Source organism: Flavobacterium sp. K5-23 (genome assembly GCF_023278045.1).
In the GTDB taxonomy this organism is placed as follows: domain Bacteria; phylum Bacteroidota; class Bacteroidia; order Flavobacteriales; family Flavobacteriaceae; genus Flavobacterium.
Map to the genome: position 1 here is coordinate 1035083 of NZ_CP056783.1, position 25452 is coordinate 1060534.

A 25452-nucleotide genomic window follows, 5' to 3' on the forward strand; every position below is an offset into this window, starting at 1 on the left:
CTCGTTTTAGGACGCAGTGGTTTTTCTTTTTTTAACCGTATTCTTCGGTTATTTAGTGTTCGTTGCGCAATTTGTAAAGTTTTCGATTTTTTTACATAAAAAATTATTGATTTTATATTTTAAAAATTATCTTTGCACTCTGAAAAAAGTATCTAATCGGTTAATTTTGGTTCGATATATTTCATAAACCTAAATAGCTATTTAATAAACACATAAGTAATGTCAAAAGTAATAGGAAAAGTTGCGCAAATCATTGGTCCAGTAGTTGATGTAGTTTTCAACGGTAAAGATGTTGAACTTCCAAAAATTTATGATTCGTTAGAAATCACTAAAAAAGATGGTACTTTATTAGTACTAGAAGTACAATCTCACATTGGTGAAAACACCGTTCGTACCATTTCGATGGACTCAACAGATGGTTTGAGTAGAGGTTATGAAGTAGTTGGGACAGGGAATCCAATTCAAATGCCAATTGGTGCAGATGTTTACGGACGTTTGTTCAACGTAATTGGTGATGCAATTGATGGTTTACCTGAATTGCCAAAAACAGGAGAAAACGGAATGTCAATTCACCGTCAAGCTCCAAGATTCGAAGATCTATCTACTTCTTCTGAAGTTTTATTCACAGGTATTAAAGTAATCGATTTAATTGAGCCTTACTCAAAAGGGGGTAAAATTGGATTGTTTGGTGGTGCTGGTGTTGGTAAAACTGTATTGATTCAGGAGTTGATTAATAATATTGCAAAAGGTCACGGTGGACTTTCAGTATTCGCAGGAGTAGGGGAAAGAACACGTGAAGGGAATGACTTACTTCGTGAGATGTTAGAGTCAGGAATTATAAAATACGGGGATGAATTCATGCACTCTATGGAAAATGGAGGATGGGATTTATCTAAAGTAGATTTACCAGGAATGAGAGAGTCTAAAGCTACTTTCGTTTTCGGACAAATGAATGAGCCACCTGGAGCTCGTGCTCGTGTAGCACTTTCAGGATTATCTATCGCTGAATATTTCCGTGATGGAGCAGGAACTGACCAAGGTAAAGATGTATTATTCTTCGTTGATAATATCTTCCGTTTTACACAAGCAGGTTCTGAGGTATCGGCACTTTTAGGTCGTATGCCATCTGCGGTAGGATACCAACCAACATTAGCTACCGAAATGGGAGCGATGCAAGAGCGTATCACATCTACTAACAAAGGATCTATTACATCTGTACAAGCGGTTTACGTACCTGCGGATGATTTAACTGACCCGGCACCAGCAACAACGTTTGCTCACCTTGATGCAACAACTGTATTGTCTCGTAAGATTGCAGAGCTAGGTATTTATCCAGCGGTTGACCCGTTAGATTCTACTTCTCGTATCTTGACACCACAAATTCTTGGTAATGAGCATTATGACTGTGCGCAAAGAGTGAAGGAAATTCTTCAAAAATACAAGCAATTGCAAGATATTATCGCAATTTTAGGTATGGAAGAATTATCTGAAGAAGATAAATTATCAGTTTCTAGAGCACGTCGTGTTCAACGTTTCTTATCTCAACCTTTCCACGTAGCGGAACAGTTTACAGGATTAAAAGGAGTTTTAGTAGATATCAAAGATACTATCAAAGGATTTAACATGATTATTGACGGTGAATTAGATCACTTGCCAGAATCAGCTTTTAACCTTAAAGGTACTATTGAAGAAGCTATCGAAGCTGGAGAAAAAATGTTGGCAGAAGTCTAAAAAATTATAAGTTATGAGTTATGAGTTATCAATTTTTCGAATAACTCATAACTCATAATTCAAAACTCATAACTATGTTATTAGAAATTGTATCACCAGAAGCGTCTTTATTCAAAGGAGAAATCACTTCAATATCTGTACCGGGTGTTAACGGAAGTTTTCAAATTTTAAATAATCACGCGCCAATAGTTTCGCTACTTCAAAAGGGGACTGTAAGTTTTACAGCACCAAGTTTTAAGTTTAACAAAGAAACTGCAGGGTTATTCTCGAAAGTAAACGATCAGAATTATACTCTTGCCATTTCTTCAGGAACTATTGAAATGAAAGACAATAAAGTTATTGTCTTAGCAGATTAATACATTTTAATTTATATAAGAAAAACGTCAAGCCTTGCTTGACGTTTTTTTTGTTTTCAATTGCACGTTTTATTAACCCCTTCAGGGTTCAAAACTCTGAAGGGGTTTGTCGTGTTTATAAATCTTTAACATATTCCATTATGTCACCAGGTTGACATTCTAAAACCTCACAAATGGCCTCCAAAGTCGAAAATCGAATCGCTTTTGCTTTTCCGGTTTTCAAGATGGAAAGATTGACTGTGGTGATTCCTATGCGTTCCGCCAATTCGTTGGAACGCATTTTACGTTTGGCTAACATTACATCTACGTTGATTATTATGCCCATAATTATACGGTTAAATCATTTTCTGTTTTTAGTATATTTCCTTTTACAACAACGTCTGAAAAAGCTAATAAACCAATAGCTATCGCTATTAACAATAAGTATATTATGATATCTGATAATATTTCGATTTCAGATGATTGTTTCATACACATTAAGACTATCGCTATGCCAATAATACTCATTATTAGCAGTAAGTAGCCGCTTATTTTAAATCTTTCTGAGCTTTTGAAATTAAAATAGCCATCTTTAATAAATCCTTGCAGCCCTTTTTGAATATTAAGTAATGCAATAATTAATATAGAAATTCTTAACAGCATAATATACGGACTGTAATTACCGAAAACGGAGTCCTTATAAATTAAAGTTAAAGCTTCGTTAGACATATTGTATCGTAAACACTCATTGATAGGGATTGCTAATATTAATATTCCGATGAATATTTTTAATACCCAGTTTAAAATGATAATTTTTTTCATAACATAATATTTTTTTCAAATATACAATAATTATTGATAAACGATAATTAAAAATCAAATAACAATAATTATATTTGAATCAGAACAAATAAAAGTTACTTACTTTTGCACAGTATGAAACAATTACCAACTTCTTTATCCAATAAACTCGATCAACGTATTCAAGCCAATGCCTTGCGAATACTAACGGAACCCAACTCCCGAGTTGACTTTTCGTCGAATGATTATCTAGGTATATCAAAGTCGGAAGAGATATTCCATAAAACACATCAGTTTTTAATTGATAACTACATTATTCAAAACGGCGCAACTGGCTCCCGTTTGTTATCTGGAAATCATATACTATATCAAGAAGCCGAAAGTTTCATTGCTCATTTCCATAAGGCTGAAGCCGCTTTAATTTTTAATTCGGGTTACGATGCCAATGTTGGGTTTTTTAGCGCTGTGCCGCAGCGTAACGACCTTATTCTTTATGATGAATTAAGTCATGCTTCCATTAGGGACGGAATATTGATGAGTAACGCTAAATCCTATAGATTTAATCATAATGATTATGAAGATTTAGAGAAACGAATAGTTGCCGCTAAGTCTAATTCGTCAATTAATGAGATCTATATCGTTACTGAAAGTGTTTTTTCAATGGATGGTGATAGTCCTATATTGGAATTGCTAGTTAGCATTTCAGAAAAATACGGGGCTCATTTAATAATTGATGAAGCACATGCGCTGGGAGTTTTTGGAGAAAAAGGGGAAGGACTGGTTCAAATGCTACATTTGCAGGATAAGGTTTTCGCCCGCATTATGACTTTTGGTAAAGGATTAGGATGCCATGGAGCGGCGGTATTGGGAAGTGAGGGTCTAAAAAGCTATCTGGTTAATTTTGCGCGAAGCTTTATTTATACAACTGGTCTTTCGCCACATTCAGTTGCTACGATATTGATTGCTTACCAATTCTTAGAAAAAGAGGATAAAGCAATTGACACCCTCCGCCAGAATATCGTTCATTTCAATCAGGAAAAGAATTTATTGGGATTAAAACCACTTTTTGTCCGTTCTAAATCGGCCATACAATCGGCTATAATTCCTGGAAATGAAAAAGTGAAGTCCATTTCAAGGCTATTTCAGGATAAAGGTTTTGATGTCAAGGCCATTTTGTCACCAACAGTTCCCGAAGGACAAGAACGACTTCGTTTTTGTTTGCATAGTTTTAATTCTAAAGAAGAAATCACCGAAGTTCTAGCTTTATTGAGCAAGTTTCTCTTTCAATAGACTTTTTTTTTGTTCTTTTATTCGAAAAAAATTATCGTGTAAACCCCTGTTTTTGTTACGTTATGAAAAATGCTTAAATTTTTTTTGTAACGTTTTACTTGTTTTATTACTTACGAGTAGTATCAAGTTAAACAACATAATTATGAAAACAGAAACAGCAAAGAAAGGTAGAGAAAGAAACTATTTTGGCTCTATTGTAATTTTTATTAGTTCGTTTATATTGGGAGCTTTGTTTGTTAGGGAGTATCTTTTTAATTAACCAAATATTGACTCATCATTACTCCTGATTATAATTTGTCTTCTTGCAACAGGAAATCCATCTGCTTTAAGATCAAAATATAGTAACTAATTCCATCGGGTTTCAATCATCAAATCAAAAATCAATCATTAAACCAAAAATCAAATTATTATGAAAAAATTATTCAAAACAGTAGCAGTTGTAGCCGTAGTATTAATTTCCAACGGAGTTTTTGCACAAGCAAAAAAAGGAGTTTCAGTTAGTTCAAATGAAAAATCGCTGTTATGGGAAATTTCAGGAAATGGATTGTCAAAATCTTCTTATTTATACGGAACAGTTCACATGATTTGTGGAAACGATTATTTTTTGTCAGATAAAACCAAAAAAGCTTTTGCTGCTTCTGATAATTTAGTCTTAGAGGTTAATTTATCAGACCCAAATGAAATGAATGCTGCCCAACAACTAGCATTCGGGAAAGAACCATTAAGTACAACATTGAGCCCACAACAATTGAATGACCTTGATGTTTTATTACAAAAGAAGACAGGAATGACGGTCAAACAAGTCGATAAATTCAGTATGTTGTCAGTAATGAGTTTTATTACCATGAAATCTTTTGGGTGTGAAGACTTAAAGATATACGAAATGGAATTTATTGGAATGGCAAAAGGGTCAAATAAAAGTGTCGCTGGTTTTGAAACGCTTCATTCACAAATGGATATTTTAAGCAAAGCTTATTCTGATGCGGAGATGATTACAATGTTACAGGAATCTACTGATGAAGACACAAAAAAGCTGGTTCAAAATTATATTCAGGAAAATCTTCCGGAATTATATAAAGATATTACGTCTCCAAAAGTGATGAATGAAAACACAAAAAAATGGATGCTAGACGTAAGAAATGAAAACTGGGTTATAAAAATGCCTGATATGATGAAAGATAAAACTACTTTTTTTGCAGTAGGAGCTGCTCATTTATTGGGGGAGCAAGGAGTGATAAATTTATTGAGAAAAAAAGGCTACAGCGTTAAACCGATTATGAAATAAGACTGTTTTGAAAGAAAAAGAACCAGAATTTTTAAACCGGATTGAAAAACACAAAGGGATTTTATATAAAGTTTCTAAGATGTACATGGACAATGATGATGATCAACAGGATTTGTTTCAGGAGATTGTTTGTCAACTTTGGAAATCGTATGATTCTTTTAGAAACGAAAGCCAATTTTCGACTTGGATGTATCGGGTAGCAATTAATACAGCGATTGTATTTTTAAAAAAAGAAAAAAGGAAAGTAGATCGCTATGAATTATCGTCAACTGATATTAAAGAAGAAAGTGATGATTCGGAAATTAAAGAAAGCCAAATTGAGCATTTTTATAAAGCGGTTCGAAATTTAGAAAAAATAGATAAGGCTATTATTTTTTATCAACTTGAAGGCTTGTCTCACAAAGAAATAGGAGATAATTTAGGTATTTCGGAAGGGAATGCCAGGGTGAAATTAAATAGAGCAAAAGAAAAATTAAAAGAAATAATTAAAAATCAAGGATATGGATTTTAACGATATACAATCAGCATGGGACAATGATAATTCTCAAAATGTGGAAGTCCCTTCCAACTTAGATAAAATCAAATCAGCCAATATGCCTGTTGATGCGATCAGAAAGAACTTAAGAAACGAATTTTTCATTCAAATTCCAACAATGATTCTTTTAGGTTTCTTACCACAATTGCAACATTTGTTGCCCAAATATTATACTGTTTTTTATTTGTTTTACGGAATTGCAGTCGCTACTTCAATTTATTATTTAATTAAATTATACTTGTTTTATAGACGAATAAGTAATAATACATTGGATACTAAGGATAATTTATATAAAACCTATTTTGATATAAAATTAAATATGGAGTTGTATAAATCGTTTACTTATTCCTTGATCCCTTTTGCTTTAGTGGCTGGATGTTTATTTGTAATTTCTAAATCTCCGTCTATTTTAGAGCTCTATCTTATTAACGACTCAATTGATAATTCTCCTCTCGCAATATTGATACTAATATTTATTGTTTTAATACTTCTTATTGGGCTTATGACTGAAGTTTGGGTTAATTTTTATTATGGGAAATATGCCAAACAAATTAAGAAAGTAATTGACGAATTAAAAGAAGAATAATAAATCACCCATCTTAACGATGGGTTTTTTACTTTTGTACTCTAATTTAATTATTATGAAAATATTCGTTACTGGAATTGGTACTGATGTAGGGAAAACCATTGCATCAGCCATAATTGTAGAATCACTGGAGGCTGATTATTGGAAGCCCATTCAAGCTGGAGATCTGGAAAATTCAGATACTATCAAAGTGAAATCGTATGTTTCTAATTCCAAAACCGTTTTCCATAACAACAGTTACGCCTTAAAAACTCCCGCAAGTCCACATTATGCCGCGGAACTCGATGGAGTCACTATAGACTTAAATAAAATAACGGAACCGGAAACCAATAATCATTTGGTTGTTGAAGGAGCAGGCGGAGTTTTTGTGCCAATAAACAATACGGATTGCGTGATTGACTTGATTCAGTCAGACTATAAAGTGGTTGTAGTTTCTCGTCATTATCTAGGCAGCATCAATCATACTTTGATGACTATCGAATCTTTGAAAAACAGAAATATCACTATCGCTGGAATCGTTTTTAGCGGTGAAGAAAATAAAGCAACCGAATCTATTATTCTTGCTAAAACCGGAGTTAATTTCATTGGTAGAATAGAGCAAGAACCTTATTTTGATCAAAATGTAATTAAAGAGTATGCAGCTATGTTTAGAGAAAGATTATTAGAGTTGTAATTTCTAAATCCCGATTCCTAACTCTTAAATCCTTAATCAAAAATGAACTTATCACAAAGAGACCAAAAACACAATTGGCATCCCTATACCCAGCATAAAACTGCTCAATCGCATATTGCAATAATGTTAGGCGAAGGAGCATTGCTCTGGGATGAAAACGGTAAAGAATACATCGATGCAATAGCTTCTTGGTGGGTAAATCCTTTTGGTCATAGTAACAATGTAATTGCCGAAGCTATTTATAAGCAATTAACCACTTTAGAACACGTGCTTTTTGGTGGATTTACGCATGAACCGGCTGTATTACTTTCGGAAAAGTTGATGGAGATATTGCCTGAAAATCAAGAAAAACTCTTCTACTCTGATAATGGATCAACCTCGGTTGAAATAGCAATCAAAGTAGCAATGCAGTTTTTTTATAATAAAGGAGTGAAAAAGACAAAGATCATTGCTTTTGAAAACGCTTTTCATGGTGATACTTTTGGAGCTATGGCGGCCAGCGGAATTTCTTTTTTCGTCGAAGCTTTTAAAGATTCCATGATTGAAGTGATTCGGATTCCAGTTCCAGTAAAAGGAAAGGAGCAAGAGAGTATCGATGCTTTGGAAAAATTAGTTAAAACGAATGAATTTGCTGCTTTTATATTCGAGCCTTTAGTACAAGGCGCTGCTGGAATGGTGATGTATGAAGCGTCCGAATTAGATAAACTTATTGCCATTTGTAAAGAAAACCAAGTTTTTACTATCGCTGATGAAGTGATGACGGGTTTTGGTAAAACAGGGAGAAATTTTGCTTGCGATTATCTTCAGGAATTGCCAGATATGATGTGTCTTTCAAAAGCATTGACTGGAGGAACTATTCCTATGGCAATTACAAGTTTTACCCAAGAAATATTTGATGGTTTTTACGATGATGATATCAATAAAGCATTGTTTCATGGACATACATTTACTGCAAATCCTACTGGATGTGCAGCTGCATTGGCCAGTGTAAAGTTGTTAGCAACTCCAGAAATGCAAGAAAATATTATACGGGTAAATCAATGTCATCTTAGTTTTCAAGAAAAAATAAATCAGCATCCAAAGGTACGTTTCACTCGTGTATTGGGAGTGATTTTTGCACTGGAAATTAAAACTGAAAGTAACGAGAGTTATTATGGTTCGTTAAGGAACAAGCTCTATGATTTTTTCATTGAAAACGGGGTTATTCTTCGCCCTGTTGGGAATATAATTTATATTTTACCACCTTATGTAATTAATGATGTTCAATTGCAAAAAATTTATTCAGTTATCGAAGAAGCTCTTGAAATAGTTTAGTTTTTGAAATTTTTTACATGACTTTATTAAGGGATTGCTTCTGGATTATTAGTAGCTCTAAAGTCATTTGATGATTAAAAGTCAGAAATGACACAAATAGTATGAATTCGCATAATTTTTTTCGAAAAAGAATCCGCTTTGTATCCTTTGAAGGCAGAATGGTTTCTTAAATTTGCACTTTAATAATTAGTTCGAATTAGTGAAATTCGGTTTTAAAAAACAATAGCATTTTGTCCAAAATAATCTCCATTACTGCAATAGCATCGATTTCTCCTTTAGGGAATAATTCCGAAACGATTTGGAATAATTATCTGGACGGAAATCACTATTTCACTAAACAAGATTTAGATCATAAAAACACGGTTGTTGCTAGTTTAGATTCAAATTCGAAAGAGATAATTGAATCCTTAAAACAATCCGATAACAAGTATAAGTTTTTAGACAATTCAGTGCTGTATGCTATGGCAGCATCAAGAGAGGTAATTTTGAAATCAGGTTGGAATCAAAACGATGTATTCGGAATCAATATTGGTTCTTCGAGAGGGGCCACTGATTTATTCGAAAAACACCATCAAGAATATCTAGAATCAGGGAAAGCGCAAACTCTAGCATCACCCACCACAACTTTAGGGAATATTTCTTCGTGGATCTCCCATGATTTACAAAGTTCAGGGCCTGAAATATCACATTCAATTACCTGTTCAACGGCTTTACATGCGTTGTTAAATGGCGTGGCTTGGTTAAGAGCGGGAATGGTAGATAAATTCCTTATTGGAGGAAGTGAAGCTCCATTGACTGATTTTACGATTGCTCAAATGCGTGCTTTAAAAATTTATTCTAAAAATGAGGAAGAATGGCCTAATCGCGCTTTCGATTTAGAAAAAAACCAAAACACGATGGTGCTTGGGGAAGGAGCGGCAGTTTGTTGTATGGAAATTGGTAAAAAAGAAAATGCACTCGCCTATATAGAAGGAATTGGGTATGCAACCGAGATTTTGGAGCACAATATTTCGATTTCGGCAGAAGCGACTTGTTTCCAAAAATCAATGGCAATGGCTTTGCAAAACACTACTTTATCTGAAGTTGATGCAATTGTGATGCATGCGCCAGGAACCATAAAAGGAGATTTATCTGAGTTTAAAGCTATTGAGAAAACCTTTGGCGAAAGCCTGCCATTATTGACGACTAACAAATGGAAAATTGGTCACACTTTTGGCGCGTCCGGTATGTTAAGTGTAGAGTTGGCCATAATGATGATGCAACACAATACGTTCGTCGGAGTCCCTTTTGCGACAGCACAAAAGCAAACTAGACCAATTAAGAAAGTATTGGTAAATGCAGTTGGTTTTGGAGGAAATGCAGTAAGTGTTTTGTTGTCTTTGTAATAGAAAAACAGAAGGAAGTAGCTTCGTGTTTAATATCTATTTTTTATTTTCTAATTCTTTCACTTTATCGTAAACCAAATTGCTTTCAAAACCGCGTCTTAAAATGTAATCGCAGAATTTTTTGCGTTTTTTTAAACTATTGGTTTCCGAAATCGAATCCCAGTGTTTTTCGGCAAGCATATGAAAAGTCTCTTCGTATTCTTCAGGAGTGATTTCTTTTAACGCAATGGTAATGAGTGTTTTATTAATTTTTCGGGCTTTCAATTCGTTAGTGATCCTGATTTTTCCCCAGTGTTTTATCCTGTGTTTTCCGCGTGCAAAACTGCGTGCAAAACGCTCCTCGTTAAGAAAATTGTCAGATATGAGTCTTGCAATAATCACGTCAATCTCATCTGAATCCATTTTCATACTTCGAAGTTTATGTACAACTTCTTCATGACAGCGCTCCTGATACGCGCAATAATGTTCTATTTTATGTAAGGCATCTTTTATAGAATATACGTCGTTCATCGGGTTTGAATTTGTGACCGAAATTAAGAATTAGAGTTGGATATATTCAGTTGTTTATGAGAAAAATTAAATGATTGTATTCGTAAGCGATTTTAATATTTTAACGAGACTTAAATCGCACAAAATAAGCTGATTAAGAGTGTTTTTGACAGTTTGTTTATGTCTTTACAGTAATTTTTTTTTAACTTTGTATAGCCTATCATGATCTTGAAATTCAACGGATTAACCTGCTTGTTTTTATTATTAATTCAATAAAAAAAGTCATGGAAACACTTCTACATAAATCAAGATATTTTTTCTTACTATTATTGTTTTTCGCTTTTCCTTTAATTGTAAATGCGCAATGTACTATTGCAACTACAACAAATGCAAGCGCTTTAACATGCGGCATTTCTCCTACCCTTATCGCTTGTAATGGTATTTTAAATATTGGTAACGGGACGAGTGCCACTGTTTTAAATATGAATAATGCATTAAATTTAACATGTTTAGGCCCGATTCATCTAATTGTTAAAAATAATGCCTCTATTGATTTTTCTTCCGGAAATAATCGTTTAACTCTTGCGGCAGGGTCTTCAATTTCTTTTGAAGGAAATGGGACTTTGATAGGAGGTAGCTGTAATGCTTCGGAAAGAATTTATATAGGAACTGATTTAATAGCGTCTTGTAATGGAGGAGCTGGAGCCGATTTTAACTTTGCTCAATTAGTGGCTCAAGGAGGTTATAATCCGGTATCTGTTACTCCTTCCTCGGCATCTTCTTGTGTTGCGCCAGTAAGTTTTACTTTCACGGCGACTGCTTCACCCTCAACAGGAGCTACATTTAATTGGTATGACTCACTAACTAGTGGGGTATTACTTTTTACAGGAAACTCTTTCACTACCCCTGCAATTTCAGTTACTACCACATATTATGTTGATGCTACTTATGGTGTTACTTACACAACTACCCCTCGCAAAGCGGTTGTAGTATCGATAGATGCTACAACAACCTGGAACGGGACTTCATGGTCTAATGGAAGTCCTACTAATAAAAACATCATATTCGCCGGTAATTTTAATTCAACTTCAAATCTTGTTGGCTGTTCTTGTCAGGTAAATTCAGGGAATGTAGTGTTCAATCCGAATCATAGCTTAACGCTGACGAATGGCTTAACGGTATCCGGTGGTTCTTTGACTTTCGAAAACAATGCAAGTTTAGTGCAAATAAATGCCGTTACTAATTCAGGAAATATTACATATAAACGACAAACATCAATTATCAGGAAATTGGATTACACCTATTGGTCTTCTCCGGTTTTTCCACAAACCTTGATTAATGTGTCGCCTAATACTGCTTTAGATAAATTTTATTCTTTCAATGCGGCTACTGATAGTTGGGTTCTAGAAAGTTCAACAAACACCATGATTAAAGGGAAGGGGTATATCATTAGAGGGCCTCAGTTTTTTCCTGCTCCAAATCCTCCTTCAGGAATTCATCAAGCTTCTTTTATAGGGGTGCCAAATAATGGTCCCGTTACTATCCCTGTAACGACTGGTACCGTTGAATCCTCCCATTTAATAGGGAGTCCCTATCCTTCCGCATTGGATGCAAATTCATTCATAAATGCAAACAGTGGCGTTATAGACGGAACCCTGTATTTTTGGACACACAATACAGCCATTACTAATAATCTGTATACTTCGGATGATTATGCAACTTACAATTTAACGGGGGGGGTAGCAACTGTTTCAACGATTGGAACCGTTGCCGATAGTGGTGGTGTAGTTCCTACCGGTAAAATTGGTTCAGGACAAGGGTTTTTTGTCACTAGTGTAGCATCAGGAGATATTGTTTTCAATAATAGTATGCGGGTAGGTGTTGGTGGCATCACTGGAACTAACGATCAGTTTTTTAAAATAAAAGGCGACAATAAAATTGCAGAAACAGATGAAAAACACCGCGTTTGGCTTAATTTAACGAACACTCAAGGAGCATTCAAGCAAACGTTAATAGGGTACTTGACAGGTGCCACTAATGAGTATGATAATTTATATGATGGCGAGAGTTTTGACGGTAACGAATTTATTGATTTTTATAGCATTCAAAATGATATAAATTTGGTAATTCAAGGCAGACAGCTGCCTTTTGATGAAACAGACGAAATTTCCCTGGGTTATAAAACTGAAATTGAAGGCTTTTTTTCTATTGGTGTTGAAAAGGTTGATGGGGATTTACTTCAACAAAATGTGATTTTAGAAGATAAAAAAACAAGCAAATTTCAAAATTTAACAGCAGCTCCTTATAGTTTTTCCACTGAAAAAGGGGAGTTTAAAGATCGCTTTGTCTTGAGTTATAAAAACAACTCATTACCTGCAAGTGCTAATTTATCATCGGATAAAAGCGTAGTTGTTTCAATTAAAAACAAACAGATAGTTTTACATTCTCCTGGAGAAACAATGAAAAAAGTCTTTGTCTATGATCTTTTAGGGAAAGAAGTTTATCGCAATGAAAAAATAGAGGGGAGCAATCTGATAATTAATAATTTGAAATCAAACAATCAGACATTAATTGTAAAAGTTATATTGAAAAACGGGCAATTATCCACGACAAAGATTATTTATTAGACACCGCTTACTTATACTAACATATAATTACACCATCTTATTAAATTGAGATGGTTTTTTTATTCCGAAAAGTCATAATAGTTTGCATTTCCTTTGTTATATAATAAGTACAATAAATAATTTTGCGTTATTGTAAATATTTTTTTTAAAAGGGAATAAGATTTTGACTGTAAGTGTGTTATGCAAGTTTAAAAATGCGATTATAACGAATATTCTTGCATTTTGACGACTTTCTACGGCGTTGCGTATATTAAATTTGTACTTTGTTGTGTGTGAGGTTTTTATTTTGATATCAACCAAATGTTTAATTATAAATGTTAACAAAGTATGATCAAAAAACTACTTCTAACAGTTTTTTTAGTTTTATCAAGTATTACAGTTCTATCTCAAAGTCTTGGGGATTATCGCTCTAACACATCTTCGGGTTTATGGTCTGCACTATCAAGCTGGCAATATTATAATGGAAGTTTTTGGGTAGCACCCTCAGGGACATCTCCGCAAGGATTTCCAGGGCAATTTACTGGAACTGGTTCGGTTTTGATTCAGGCAGGAAATACTATAACTATTGGTGACACTGGTATTTCAACACAAACAATGGGGACAGTTACAATTAATGGGACTTTGATCTTAACTGGAAAAAACTCATCACAAGTTGAATTTTCATTACTTACAAATAGTATTATTGTTTCATCGGGAGCAACTATTAAATTTATTGACAAAGTAAAATTATCATTACCGGTTAATGCATCTTTATTAACTTCAACAGGTGGTCTTACAGGAGATTGTAGTAATAATCAGGATATTTATATTGGACTGTCTATATATGCTGTTTGTACGGGTGGCGGAGGAATCCTAAACTTTTCTCAAGTTATGACAAGTGGAGGTACTTTAAATACAATTATTTCTACGAATTCCCCATTATGTGAAAATGGGACTATAAATTTTTCAGGAGCGATTTCAAATACGGGTTGGACAATCGTAAGTTATCTTTGGTCAATAACACCGCCGTCTGGTAGTCCAATTACAGCTTCAACTCAAAATGTTAGTGTAGCAAATGCCCTTTCGGGGAATTATATGGCTAGTCTTACGGTAACAGCAAAATATGGGTCTTCTTCGGATTATACAAATATGAAAACAGTAAATGTTGTTGTCAATTCAAAGCCTCCAACTCCAACAATCACAGCTGTAGGTTCAACTACTTTTTGCTCAGGAGGTAGTGTAACTTTAACTTCAACTGTAGGAACTAGTTATTTATGGTCAACAGGAGCAACTACACAGAGTATAAACCCAACATCAGCGGGCAGTTATACCGTTCAAGTTACTAATTCAAGCGGTTGTCAAAGTGCGTTGTCATCAGCAACAGTTGTTACGGTTAATGCTTTACCCAATAATGTTGTTAATGGCTTTTCGGCAACTACCATTTGTACTGGTGGAAGTCCACAATTGACTTTTGATGCAGATGACACTACATATTCCACGCCATATAGTATAACTTATAAGAATGATATTACTTCAATTCAATATACAGTTTCAGTAACATCTAAAGATAATTTTAGTTTTATTCCAGGAGGCAATCCTACATCTAATGCAGGTTATACTTTAATTTCTATATCTAATGCCACTTGTACAAATTCACTTGTTTCTAGTTTTGGGGATTCGGGGGCTAATTTGATTGTTCGTCCAATGCCTACAGCTACGATTAGTGGCGCTACAAGTGTATGTGTTGGGGCTGCACCTCCAAATGTAACTTTTACTAACCCACAGACTGTTGGTTTAACGGTAACTTATACTATTAATAATGGGGGGCTTCAAACTGTAGATATTGTTGCTAAAAGTGGAACTGTATCAGGGACTACAAATGTACCGGTTGCAACAAGTGCTGCAGGTACTTTTGTTTATAACTTAGTAAGTGCGACCTATCAAAGTACGGCTTTCTGCTCCAATGCAATTTCAGGAAGCGCTACGGTTACGGTTAATCCAAATTTACCAGCAAGTGTAAGTATTGCTGCTTTACCTTTGGGAGCAATTTGTTCAGGTACATCAGTAACATTTACAGCTACCCCAACTAATGGAGGGACAACACCAGCTTATCAATGGAAATTAAATGGAGGGAATGTTGGAATTAATTCGGTAACTTTTACAAATGCATCATTGTCAAATTCGGATGTAGTTACTTGTGTTATGACAACCATTGCATCATCTTGCATAACAGGAAGCCCGGCCACTTCGAATATCGTTACAATGACTGTTCCAGACGCTGCAATTTGGAATGGCAGTGTATGGACAAATGGCCCTCCGGCAAGTACTAAAGCTCTTGTTTTTAATGGAACTTACACTTCGTCAGGAGATATGGAAGCTTGTTCGTGTCAAGTGAATTCTGGAGTCGTTACAATTAATTCAGGACATACTTTGAAAATAACTGATGGAGTTACAGTATCCGGAGGAGCTTCACTTACTTTCGAAAACACATCTAGTCTTGTGCAAATTAATGATGTACCTAATTCTGGTGTTATAACTTATAAAAGATCAATAATTGGTATCACTAATAATGATTATACTTATTGGTCTTCTCCTGTTAAAAATCAAACCCTATTTAATGTCTCGCCAAATACGATTTCAAGTAATTTTTATTCATTTGATCCGGTGGCTGATGACTGGAAACGGGAAAGCACAGCTGCTATAATGTCAGCGGGTATCGGGTACATAATAAGTGGTCCTGAATTTTTCGCTCCCAATCCTCCGGGGTTTCATGTTGCTCCTTTTAGAGGGGAGCCACATAACGGAACAGTAAACATTCCTGTAAACACTACAATTGAATCATCTTACTTATTAGGAAATCCATATCCTTCTGCCTTAGATGCAGATTCATTTATAGTCGCAAATAATGCAGTTTTAGATGGGACACTATATTTTTGGACACACAATACTGCAATTCAATTAAGAGACAATATTGCTCCAGGTACAGCTGGTTCTGGGGCCTACGCCTATACTTCAAATGATTACGCTTCTTACAATTTAACTGGCGGTGTAGGTGTGGGAACATCAGCTAAAAGCGATCCTGGGCATCCTACTGACCCGACTGATCCTGATTTAGGCTTAATTCCTTCAGGAAAAATTGGTTCAGGTCAAGGTTTTTTTGTTACAAGTAAAGCTGGTGGAAATATTGTATTTAATAACAATATGAGGGTAGGTGTAGGATCGATAACGGGTAACAACTCTCAGTTTTTTAAGACTGTTTCTAATTCAAAAACCGGTAGTGAAATTGAAAAACATAGGTTATGGTTGAATTTAACTAATAGTCAGGGTGCATTTAAGCAAACATTAATTGGTTATATAACGGGCGCTACTAATGGTTATGATCACACTTATGATGGGGAGAGTTTTGACGGAAATGAATTTATTGATTTTTATACTGTAAATGAAGATAAGAATTTAGTTATCCAAGGGAGAGCTTTGCCATTTGATGAAACAGACACAATTAATTTAGGATATAGCTCAACAATTGAAGGTTCTTTTTTCATTGATATTGATCAAGTAGATGGATTGCTAATGGATCAGGAAATTTTTCTTGAAGATAAAAAATTAGACATTATTCACAATTTGAAAAAGACGGCATATAATTTTTCTACTGATAAAGGGGTCTTCAATGACCGATTTGTTTTGAGATATACCAACAAGACTTTTGGGAACAGTGATTTTGAAATGCAGGATAATCGTGTTTTAATATCTAATAAGAATAAGGAAATAAAGATACATTCATCAGCTGGAATAATAAACAAAATAGTAGTTTATGACTTATTAGGAAGATCACTTTATGAAAAGGAGGATATAAATAACACATCGTTTAAAATCCCGAACTTAATGGTAAATCAACATGTTTTATTGGTTAAAGTTATGTTCCAAGACGGTCAAATGGTTTCGAAAAAAATTGTCTATTGAGAATTCTATTGTATTAAGGATGGCGGATTCAAGTCATAAAAAATCCCGTCTTGTATTTAAACAAGACGGGATTTTTTGAAATTATAAATGTAAAATATATCTATTTTCCTTTCATAGAAGCTTCAAGATTTCGCTCGATTGCGTGTCCTGGGCGTGACCATTTTGGTTTTTCTCCTAAAGATTTGAATTCTGAATCTTCTGCTTCAACTGTTTTTGGCTGAACCACTTTTGTAAATGGTTTTTGCGGATTTAAACCTAGCATTTCAAACATTTTCATGTCTTCATTTACATCAGGGTTTGGAGTGGTAAGTAATTTGTCTCCTGCAAAAATTGAATTAGCACCTGCAAAGAAACACATAGCTTGTCCTTCACGGCTCATATTCATTCTTCCTGCAGATAGTCGTACTTGTGTTTCAGGCATAATGATTCTGGTAGTGGCTACCATTCTTATCATTTCCCATATTTCCACTGGTTTTTCTTCTTCCATTGGAGTTCCTTCAACAGGAACTAAAGCATTAATTGGTACAGATTCTGGCTGAGGGTTTAAAGTAGAAAGCGCTACAAGCATTCCGGCTCTATCCTCGATACTTTCTCCCATACCTATTATTCCTCCGCTACAAACGGTAACATTCGTTTTACGAACATTCTCAATTGTTTGCAAACGATCTTCAAATCCTCTTGTTGAGATTACTTCTTTATAATATTCTTCAGACGTGTCTAAATTGTGATTGTAAGCATAAAGACCTGCTTCTGCTAAACGTTGAGCTTGGTTTTCAGTAATCATTCCAAGTGTACAACATACTTCCATGTCCATTTTATTGATGGTACGAACCATTTCTAGAACTTGGTCAAACTCAGGTCCGTCTTTAACGTTTCTCCAAGCAGCTCCCATGCATACACGAGAAGACCCGCCTGATTTTGCTCTCAAAGCTTGTGCTTTTACTTGGCTTACTGACATCAAATCATTGCCTTCAACTGCAGTATGGTATCGAGCCGCTTGTGGGCAATACCCACAATCTTCAGAACACCCACCCGTTTTGATAGATAATAATGTTGATACTTGAACCACATTAGGATCGTGGTGTTCTCTATGAATAGAGGCTGCTTCATAAAGCAAATCCATCATAGGTTTATTATATATGGCTATTATTTCTTCTTTAGACCAATCGTGTTTTGTAATGCTCATTGATGCGATTTTTTAATGCACCAAAAGTAGTCAAATTGTTCTAATGTAACAAAGTCTTGTTGTTTAATTAAGTGAAACCAAAAAACTTTAAAAAAGAGTTAGGGTTAATCTGAAGGATAACGACTTTTCCAAAACAGTAACAATGTAAATGTGACTATTACCGCGGATACTATGCCTTCAATAAGTATGGAAATGCTGTAGCTCATTACTGATGGGCTTCCTGCGAACAAAAAAGACTCTGAAAGGGATTGTACATAAGAATCTCCACCCATTGCATAACTGTATGTTATTAAACCTATAGTGCTTAAAAATATACCGGTTAACGAAGTAAGCAATGCAGATATAGCGTTTGTTATAAAGACGATCTGACCTTCCTTAAAATTAGATTTAAGGGTTCTGTTAGTTCCGTAAAAAACAAAAAGTATGTTTAATAACCGTAAATAATACAGATCAGCAAGACCTAATACTTCCATTAATAAAAAGTAAAGACCAATCCCGATAAAAATAATACCTCCATTGTATAGTTCTTTAGGTAGTTTCATACACTTAGTTTTAAAAGAGTTAATAAACGGAACTGTTTAGTATTCAAAGACTAACATATCAAAGTTACGTAAAATATGTGTATTATTAAACGAAATTCATTAAGAATTAGTGTACTAATTGCTAAAGTTTGTTTATGTAAGAAATTGCTGAATCGGCATCTTTTTGTAGTTGACTTTTTAATAATTCAACTGAATCAAATTTTTGTTCTGGTCGAATGTAATGCAATAATGAAACCGATATTTCCTGATTATAAAGATCTGAATTGAAGTTAAAATAGTGCACTTCGATTGATAGGTCTTGTCCACCTACAGTGGGATTATAGCCAATATTCATCATTCCGAAAACTATTTTGTTGTTGATTTCGCTTTTTACAACATAAACACCGTTTTTCGGAACCAATTTGTAACTTTCCTTTATTTTTAAGTTTGCAGTTGGAAACCCAATGGTTCTGCCAAGTTGTTTTCCTTTAAAAATCGTACCCGAAAAAAAATAGTCGTATCCCAGGTATTCATTGGCTAATGCCATATTCCCTTCTGATAAAGCCTTTCTTATTTTTGTAGAGCTCACTGAAATAGCATCAATTTCCTGTACTGAAATTTGTTCTACTTCAAATCCGTAGTGTTGCCCAAATTCGATTAGATTATCAATATTTGCTGTTCGGTTTCTTCCAAAACGATGATCGTGGCCAATAATGATTTTATGAATATGGAATTGATCTACAAGAATGGTACTTACAAATTCTTCCGCTGTTAATCTCGAAAATTTTTCGTCAAAAGGATGAATTACTAAATTTTGAATTCCGATATTTTCTAATAACTCAATTTTTTCAGAAATTGTGTTTAACAATTTAATATCTGATTGTTCTTGTAGAACCATTCTTGGATGTGGAAAAAATGTAAGCACAAGACTTTCATACTTCTCGTCCTTTGTTTGTTGTATCAGTTTTTCCAGTATTTTTTTATGACCAATATGAACCCCGTCAAACGTTCCTAGTGTAAGGATCGTTTTTTTATTAGAACTAAAATCGTTTATTGAGTTGAAAATCTTCAAAAGTTGTTGTTTTAAGATTGTGCAAATTTATAGTATCTATTTTAATTATATTGGTATGAGGAATCGAAATAATATAGATATTAGTACTGTTTATTTAAAAAAGTGATAACATTTTATGGAAATGTGGCTTTATTAGGGTTGTTTTTTTTAAAATAGGGGAGTGTATTTATAGATTTTAATATAAATGCCTTAATTTTGATGTTTTAATATCTCATTTACATGAAAAAAATCATCATCCTTCAATTACTTTTTATTACTTTTTCTGCAGCGTATGCCCAAAACACTACTCCATGGGTAAAAGTGGAACGGAATAACGTTTTCCTTTCTGAAAAAAACGGGGGTGATTTTAAATCAGAGGATCAATTGTTTTATAGATTAAATATAGATGCTGTTAAAAAAACGCTATCGACTATTCATGGTAAAACCGTTTCTAAAAATGGAGTTGAACTTTCTATGCCTAACGGGGATGGTTTAATGGAGAAGTTTATGGTTTGGGAATCTTCTAATTTTGATCCAGAATTACAAGCTAAATATCCTGACATTAGGTCTTATAGGGGTATTGGTGTAACAGATTCCAAAGCCACTTTGAATTTCAGTTTGTCTCCAAAGGGTTTGCAAACTATGATTTTAAGAGCAGATTCAGCATCAGAATTTATAGAATCAGTTCCCGGCAAAGAATCAACTTATGTGCTTTTTACCTCCACTTCCAGAAATAAAGGGAGTTTGCCTTTTTCCTGTAAAACCGAAGATGTTGTTCTAAATAGTCAATTGTTAAATAAAACTAGTAAAATATCCGCTAATAATCAGGTTTTTAAAACGTTGCGTTTGGCATTGTCTTGTACGGGTGAGTATACGGCCTACCATGGCGGGACCAAAGCATTGGCTTTAGCGGCGATGAGCGCTACAATGACACGGGTGAACGGGATATTCAATAAAGATTTAGCGGTAAAGTTGATTTTAATTGCAAAAAACACTGATTTAATATATGAAAATCCAGCTACAGACCCTTATTCTCCTGCTTCCGAGATGGTTGATTGGGGCTTACAACTTCAAAAGAATTTAACGGCAACTATTGGCAATGGCAATTATGATATAGGGCATTTATTCGGAGCTTCAGGCGGGGGTGGTAATGCAGGTTGCATTGGTTGTGTTTGCGTAGATCCAGTTGATGCAACTTCTTTGGCTAAAGGGAGTGCTTATACCTCTCCTTCTGACGGTAAGCCTGAGGGAGATACTTTCGATATTGATTTTGTTGCGCATGAATTCGGCCACCAACTGGGTGCTAATCATACATTTTCATTTGATAGCACTGAAAACACAGGAGTTAATGTGGAACCCGGAAGTGGGTCTACTATTATGGGTTATGCAGGAATTACTAATTATAATGTTCAGGATAATTCGGATGATTATTTCGCTTATGTGAGCATTAATCAAATTCAAAACAACTTGGTGTCAAAACCGTGTGTCGTCGATATCCCATTAACAAATACTCCTCCTGCCTTGAATGCAGGTGGAAATTGGGCTATCCCGAACGGTACCGCATTTATTTTGAAAGGATCAGGTTCTGATTTGGATGGGGATGTTTTAACTTATTGTTGGGAGCAAAAAGATTCGTTTTTAACGCAATCTGGAGCTAGTAGCGTCGCTTTTCCCACTAAAGTTGATGGTCCTCTTTTTAGGTCTATTAGACCTAGTGGTTCTGCAACAAGATATATGCCTTCTTTAAATAATGTGCTTGCTAATAAGTTAACGACCACCTGGGAATCAGTTTCTTCTATAGCGCGTACTCTTAATTTTACTTTGACAGCTAGAGAGAATGCTCCTGCTGCAGGTAATGGCCAAACAAATACGGCTTCCGTAGTTGTGACTGTTAGCGGAAGTGCAGGTCCATTTGCGGTAACCTCACAAAACACGGATAATTTCAATTGGTATAAAGGGGAAAGCAAAACGATAACTTGGAGCGTCAATGGTTCTAACGCTTTGCCTGGTTCGGCCAATGTGAATATCAAGCTTTCTGTTGACGGGGGATTGACTTTCCCGACAATTTTGGCGGCCAATACCCCAAATGACGGTTCGGAGACTATTGTTGTGCCAAATATTGCGGCGGCAACAAATTGCAGGATTCTAATCGAGCCCACCGCCAATATTTATTATGCGGTAAACAGCAATTCATTCCCAATAGGGTATTCGATAAGTTCTTCCTGTAATACTTATGCTTTTGGCGTGCCTATTCCCATTCCGGATGGTGTTTTAACGTATTCAACAAGATCAATTTCAGTGCCTACAACGACAGCTACAGTCTCTAAAGTGAGCTTAAATGTTGATTTTAAACATACATGGATGTCAGATGTTCAAATTGAATTGATGAGTCCTCAAAGCACGATTGTGAGGTTGTTTGACAGGAATTGTACTAGTACCAACAGTAGTTTTGTGTTGAATTATGACGATAATGGAGGGGCGCTTTCTTGTGCTACCACTGCACTTCAAACGGTTAGTCCTTCTCAACCTTTGACTAATTTTAATGGGCAAAACCCTCAGGGGAACTGGGTTTTTAGGGTTAGGGATGTTGATGCTCCTAAATCGGGAACTATAAATTCGGCATCGGTTACGATATGTACTAAAACATTTACATTAGGTACGACTGATTTTGAAATTAATGATTTTGTGATGTATCCAAATCCAAATAAAGGGGTTTTTAACATTCAGTTTACAAGCCAATCAGAGCGTGGTATCAAAGTTTTGATTCACGATATTATTGGAAGAAAATTATTCGAGAAGGAGTATGGAAACAAGGTTGACTTTAATGAGAGTGTTACAATGCCAAATCCACAATCAGGAATTTATTTGTTAACTGTCGTTGATGGGGAAAGAAAGTCTGTTAGAAAAATAGTGATAGAATAAGCTGTTCGATAATAATAAAAAAAGGGAAAATGTATTTTACATTTTCCCTTTTTTTATTTTCCGTTATACATATTCATTGTGTTTTCGAGTCCCGCAGTTCCAAATGATTTAATTATCTCTGAGGCCAGTTCAAATCGTTCCGTAAGTTTTGCTTTCTCGGTTTCGTCCCATTCTCCCAATACATAATCCACCTGCTGTCCTTTTTTAAACTCGTCACTGATTCCAAAACGGAATCGGGTATATTGATTTGTATTTAGGATCAAATTGATGTTTTTAAGTCCGTTGTGGCCTCCGTCGCTTCCTTTTGGTTTAATCCTGATTGTCCCAAAAGAGAGATTTAGATCATCAGTAATTATCATTATGTTTTCCAGTGGAATATTCTCTTTGTCCATCCAGTATTTTACCGCTTTTCCACTGAGATTCATATAAGTGTTTGGCTTTAACAGAAAAAAGCTTCTTCCTTTGAATTTGTACTCTGCAAGTGAACCTAATTTTACGGTTTCAAAGGATAGTCCTTCTTTTTTAGCCAAAAAATCGACTACCTTAAAACCAACATTGTGTCTTGTGTTTACGTATTCAGCTCCAATGTTGCCTAAGCCTACTATTAAATATTTTTTCATACAATCTGTGTTCTCTTCTGTCTTAGTTGATGTAAACAGTTTTTGGATCCATTTTATCATCTGGCAAAAGTAATGTAATTAGATAATTTCTCAATTAGAAAATGAGATTATATGTGAATGCGACTGCGGCTATTTGGTCTCTCTGGAGATAGATGATGTAGATAGCCCTGATGGGAGTGTTATCCTTTTATGCCATTGTTTGGCATAAAAGATATAGCGGACAGCAGGAGGGGTGTTTCTTTAATAGTTATAAAGGATGCTTTAAACATAAAGTATTAAAATAAAAGCAAAAAAAAAGCACCAGTTGTAAAACTGATGCTTTTAAGTATGATTGAAAAAATATTATTTTTTCTTTCCTTTTGCAGGTCCTGCTTTTGCAGCTTTTGCAGCTTCTTGAGCCGCTTTCATAGCAGCACGAGAAATCTTCACTTGACAAATTACTGTGTTGTCAGGGTGCATAATTTTGAAATTTTCAGATGGCACTTTAGTAACATATAATTTGTTACCCATGTCAAGTGGAGTAATGTCAGCTTCAACAAAATCAGGAAGATTTTTAGGAAGTGCTCTTACTTTTAATTTACGGTTGTTCAAACGTAAATCCCCACCAGCCATAACTCCTTTAGAGTTTCCGATGATTTTTACTGGAACTTCCATAGTGATTTCTTTGTCATCAAAAATTTGAAAGAAATCAATGTGTAAAACCTTGTCAGACACAGGGTGAACCTGAATGTCTTGAAGAATTGCATCGAAAGTTTTTCCGTTAGCCAATTCAATCACAACTGTGTGAGCGTTTGGAGTGTAAACCAAGCTTTTGAATGCTTTTTCTTCTGATGAAAAATGTACTGGTTGATCTCCTCCGTATAACACGCAAGGAACCGCTCCAGCATTACGTAGGGCTTTAGTTGCTACTTTACCCACGCTTTCTCTTTCTGATCCTTTAATTGTAATCGATTTCATTGTAAAAAAATATAGTTATTAAATAATTTACTTGTTTGGCTTTAAGCTTTTGGCTATCAGCATTTTTATAATTTCCAGACCTAAGTCTTACATTATAAATTTTCCACTAATGGAATTGTTGTGGTGCACCATGTGCATAACTTCAGCAAAAAGAGGTGCACAACTCAACACTCTTATTTTATTTGATTCTTTCTTTAATGGGATAGAATCAGTAACAATTAATTCTAATAATTTAGAATTTTCTATTTTTTCGTAGGCGTCTCCTGATAAAATGGCATGGGTACATATAGCTCTTACGCTTAATGCTCCTTTTTCCATCATTAAATCAGCGGCTTTCGCCAATGTTCCTCCGGTATCAATCATGTCATCAACTAAGATTACATTTTTACCTTTTACTTCACCTATCAACTCCATAGTGTTGATGATGTTAGCTTCTTTTCTTTGTTTGTAGCAAATTACGACATCAGATTCCAGGAATTTAGAATACGCATATGCTCTTTTTGAACCTCCCATATCTGGAGAAGCAATTGTTAAATTGCTAAGTCCTAAACTTTTTACATAAGGCAAAAAGATAGTAGATGCAAAAAGATGGTCCACTGGTTTTTCAAAGAATCCTTGAATTTGATCTGCATGCAAATCCATTGTCATTACTCTTGTTGCTCCAGCAGTTTCTAACAATTTCGCTGTTAGTTTTGCTCCAATCGGAACTCTTGGTTTGTCTTTTCTATCTTGCCTTGCCCAACCAAAGTAAGGTATTACTGCGGTTATATGTCTGGCCGAAGCACGTTTTGCAGCATCTATCATAAGTAACAATTCCATCAAATTATCTGAATTTGGGAATGTAGAACATACAATAAACACACGTAAACCTCTGATAGACTCCTCGTAAGAAGGTTGGAACTCACCATCACTATATTTTGACATAGTAACTTTTCCTAATGGAATTCCGTACTCTGCAGCGATTTTCTCCGCTAGATAGACACTTTGTGAACAAGCAAATATTTTAGCTTCAGGTTCTAGGTGTGACATTTAATTTGTTGTTTTGTAGTTAGTTGTGTGTTTCGTTTTTAACGAGCTGCAAATTTATGAAATTTATTCAACTCTGAAAGGAAAATTTTAAGTATTTTTTTTCGAATATCTAATTATATTTTTTACATTTGCACCGTGTTAAAGGAATTGATGGTTGATTTAAACACAATCACATC

Annotated in this window: 21 protein-coding genes; 12 read left to right on the plus strand and 9 right to left on the minus strand. The window is 34.8% G+C overall.

The genetic code is table 11. From position 1 onward, the window contains the following. Window positions 1–219: 219 nt before the first annotated feature. Window positions 220–1731, plus strand: a complete 1512-nt coding sequence (gene atpD / locus FLAK523_RS04610; RefSeq protein ID WP_248906997.1) for a F0F1 ATP synthase subunit beta — start codon at window positions 220–222, stop codon at window positions 1729–1731. Window positions 1732–1805: 74 nt separating this feature from the next. Then, window positions 1806–2087, plus strand: a complete 282-nt coding sequence (locus FLAK523_RS04615) for a F0F1 ATP synthase subunit epsilon (RefSeq protein WP_248906999.1) — start codon at window positions 1806–1808, stop codon at window positions 2085–2087. Between the two features lie 115 nt (window positions 2088–2202). Here FLAK523_RS04615 and FLAK523_RS04620 read toward each other — a convergent pair whose 3' ends face one another. Together FLAK523_RS04620 and FLAK523_RS04625 are read right to left on the minus strand one after the other, a co-directional pair. Further along, entirely contained in the window at window positions 2203–2412 is a 210-nt protein-coding gene (locus tag FLAK523_RS04620; RefSeq protein ID WP_248907001.1) for a helix-turn-helix transcriptional regulator, read from the minus strand. 2 nt (window positions 2413–2414) lie between these two features. Continuing rightward, on the minus strand, window positions 2415–2888 hold the full coding sequence (locus FLAK523_RS04625) for a DUF2975 domain-containing protein (RefSeq protein WP_248907003.1): 474 nt from the start codon (window positions 2886–2888) through the stop codon (window positions 2415–2417). Between the two features lie 114 nt (window positions 2889–3002). On the opposite strand from FLAK523_RS04625, the gene FLAK523_RS04630 reads away from it, so the two are divergent. The 7 genes from FLAK523_RS04630 (at window position 3003) to FLAK523_RS04660 (ending at window position 9935) form a co-directional block, all read left to right on the plus strand. Continuing rightward, window positions 3003–4157 carry a pyridoxal phosphate-dependent aminotransferase family protein gene (locus FLAK523_RS04630; protein WP_248907005.1) on the plus strand — a complete coding sequence of 385 codons (1155 nt, stop codon included), beginning with the start codon at window positions 3003–3005 and terminating at the stop codon, window positions 4155–4157. Between the two features lie 409 nt (window positions 4158–4566). After that, window positions 4567–5442, plus strand: coding sequence for a TraB/GumN family protein (locus FLAK523_RS04635; protein WP_248907006.1), 876 nt, complete (start codon window positions 4567–4569; stop codon window positions 5440–5442). Between the two features lie 7 nt (window positions 5443–5449). Further along, on the plus strand, window positions 5450–5953 hold the full coding sequence (locus FLAK523_RS04640) for an RNA polymerase sigma factor (RefSeq protein ID WP_248907009.1): 504 nt from the start codon (window positions 5450–5452) through the stop codon (window positions 5951–5953). Next, a complete protein-coding gene (locus tag FLAK523_RS04645) occupies window positions 5943–6563 on the plus strand; it encodes a hypothetical protein (RefSeq protein WP_248907011.1) in 621 nt (206 codons plus the stop codon). Before FLAK523_RS04640 ends, FLAK523_RS04645 begins: the two co-directional genes overlap by 11 nt. A gap of 55 nt (window positions 6564–6618) precedes the next feature. Further along, window positions 6619–7236 (plus strand): dethiobiotin synthase, encoded by a 618-nt coding sequence (bioD, locus tag FLAK523_RS04650; protein ID WP_248907025.1) that lies wholly within the window; start codon window positions 6619–6621, stop codon window positions 7234–7236. A 42-nt stretch (window positions 7237–7278) separates the two neighbouring features. After that, the gene (gene bioA, locus FLAK523_RS04655) at window positions 7279–8550 is read left to right on the plus strand and encodes an adenosylmethionine--8-amino-7-oxononanoate transaminase (RefSeq protein ID WP_248907027.1); all 1272 of its coding nucleotides are present in this window, start codon (window positions 7279–7281) and stop codon (window positions 8548–8550) included. Window positions 8551–8780: 230 nt separating this feature from the next. Beyond that, complete coding sequence (locus FLAK523_RS04660) at window positions 8781–9935, plus strand: beta-ketoacyl synthase N-terminal-like domain-containing protein (RefSeq protein ID WP_248907029.1); 1155 nt, start codon at window positions 8781–8783, stop codon at window positions 9933–9935. 36 nt (window positions 9936–9971) lie between these two features. On the opposite strand, the gene FLAK523_RS04665 is transcribed toward FLAK523_RS04660, so the two are convergent. Beyond that, window positions 9972–10445: a regulatory protein RecX gene (locus FLAK523_RS04665; protein WP_248907031.1), complete on the minus strand. Its 474-nt coding sequence runs from the start codon at window positions 10443–10445 to the stop codon at window positions 9972–9974. A 263-nt stretch (window positions 10446–10708) separates the two neighbouring features. Here FLAK523_RS04665 and FLAK523_RS04670 point away from each other — a divergent pair, with 263 nt between their 5' ends. After that, the gene (locus FLAK523_RS04670; RefSeq protein ID WP_248907033.1) at window positions 10709–13051 is read left to right on the plus strand and encodes a T9SS sorting signal type C domain-containing protein; all 2343 of its coding nucleotides are present in this window, start codon (window positions 10709–10711) and stop codon (window positions 13049–13051) included. 327 nt (window positions 13052–13378) lie between these two features. Next, complete coding sequence (locus FLAK523_RS04675) at window positions 13379–16990, plus strand: T9SS sorting signal type C domain-containing protein (protein WP_248907035.1); 3612 nt, start codon at window positions 13379–13381, stop codon at window positions 16988–16990. A gap of 100 nt (window positions 16991–17090) precedes the next feature. On the opposite strand, the gene bioB is transcribed toward FLAK523_RS04675, so the two are convergent. The 3 genes from bioB to FLAK523_RS04690 form a co-directional block, all read right to left on the minus strand. Then, window positions 17091–18176 (minus strand): biotin synthase BioB, encoded by a 1086-nt coding sequence (gene bioB / locus FLAK523_RS04680; protein WP_248907037.1) that lies wholly within the window; start codon window positions 18174–18176, stop codon window positions 17091–17093. Between the two features lie 104 nt (window positions 18177–18280). Further along, window positions 18281–18718 (minus strand): hypothetical protein, encoded by a 438-nt coding sequence (locus tag FLAK523_RS04685; protein ID WP_248907039.1) that lies wholly within the window; start codon window positions 18716–18718, stop codon window positions 18281–18283. A 121-nt stretch (window positions 18719–18839) separates the two neighbouring features. After that, entirely contained in the window at window positions 18840–19769 is a 930-nt protein-coding gene (locus tag FLAK523_RS04690) for a bifunctional riboflavin kinase/FAD synthetase (RefSeq protein ID WP_248907041.1), read from the minus strand. 219 nt (window positions 19770–19988) lie between these two features. Between FLAK523_RS04690 and FLAK523_RS04695 the strand changes: the two genes are divergently transcribed. Next, complete coding sequence (locus FLAK523_RS04695; RefSeq protein ID WP_248907042.1) at window positions 19989–22670, plus strand: reprolysin-like metallopeptidase; 2682 nt, start codon at window positions 19989–19991, stop codon at window positions 22668–22670. Between the two features lie 53 nt (window positions 22671–22723). Here FLAK523_RS04695 and pth read toward each other — a convergent pair whose 3' ends face one another. From pth to FLAK523_RS04710, 3 genes are all read right to left on the minus strand, one after another. After that, complete coding sequence (pth, locus tag FLAK523_RS04700) at window positions 22724–23350, minus strand: aminoacyl-tRNA hydrolase (RefSeq protein WP_248907081.1); 627 nt, start codon at window positions 23348–23350, stop codon at window positions 22724–22726. Between the two features lie 282 nt (window positions 23351–23632). Next, window positions 23633–24247, minus strand: coding sequence for a 50S ribosomal protein L25/general stress protein Ctc (locus FLAK523_RS04705; protein WP_248907083.1), 615 nt, complete (start codon window positions 24245–24247; stop codon window positions 23633–23635). A gap of 87 nt (window positions 24248–24334) precedes the next feature. Next, window positions 24335–25276, minus strand: coding sequence for a ribose-phosphate pyrophosphokinase (locus tag FLAK523_RS04710; RefSeq protein WP_248907085.1), 942 nt, complete (start codon window positions 25274–25276; stop codon window positions 24335–24337). Window positions 25277–25452 lie beyond the last annotated feature (176 nt).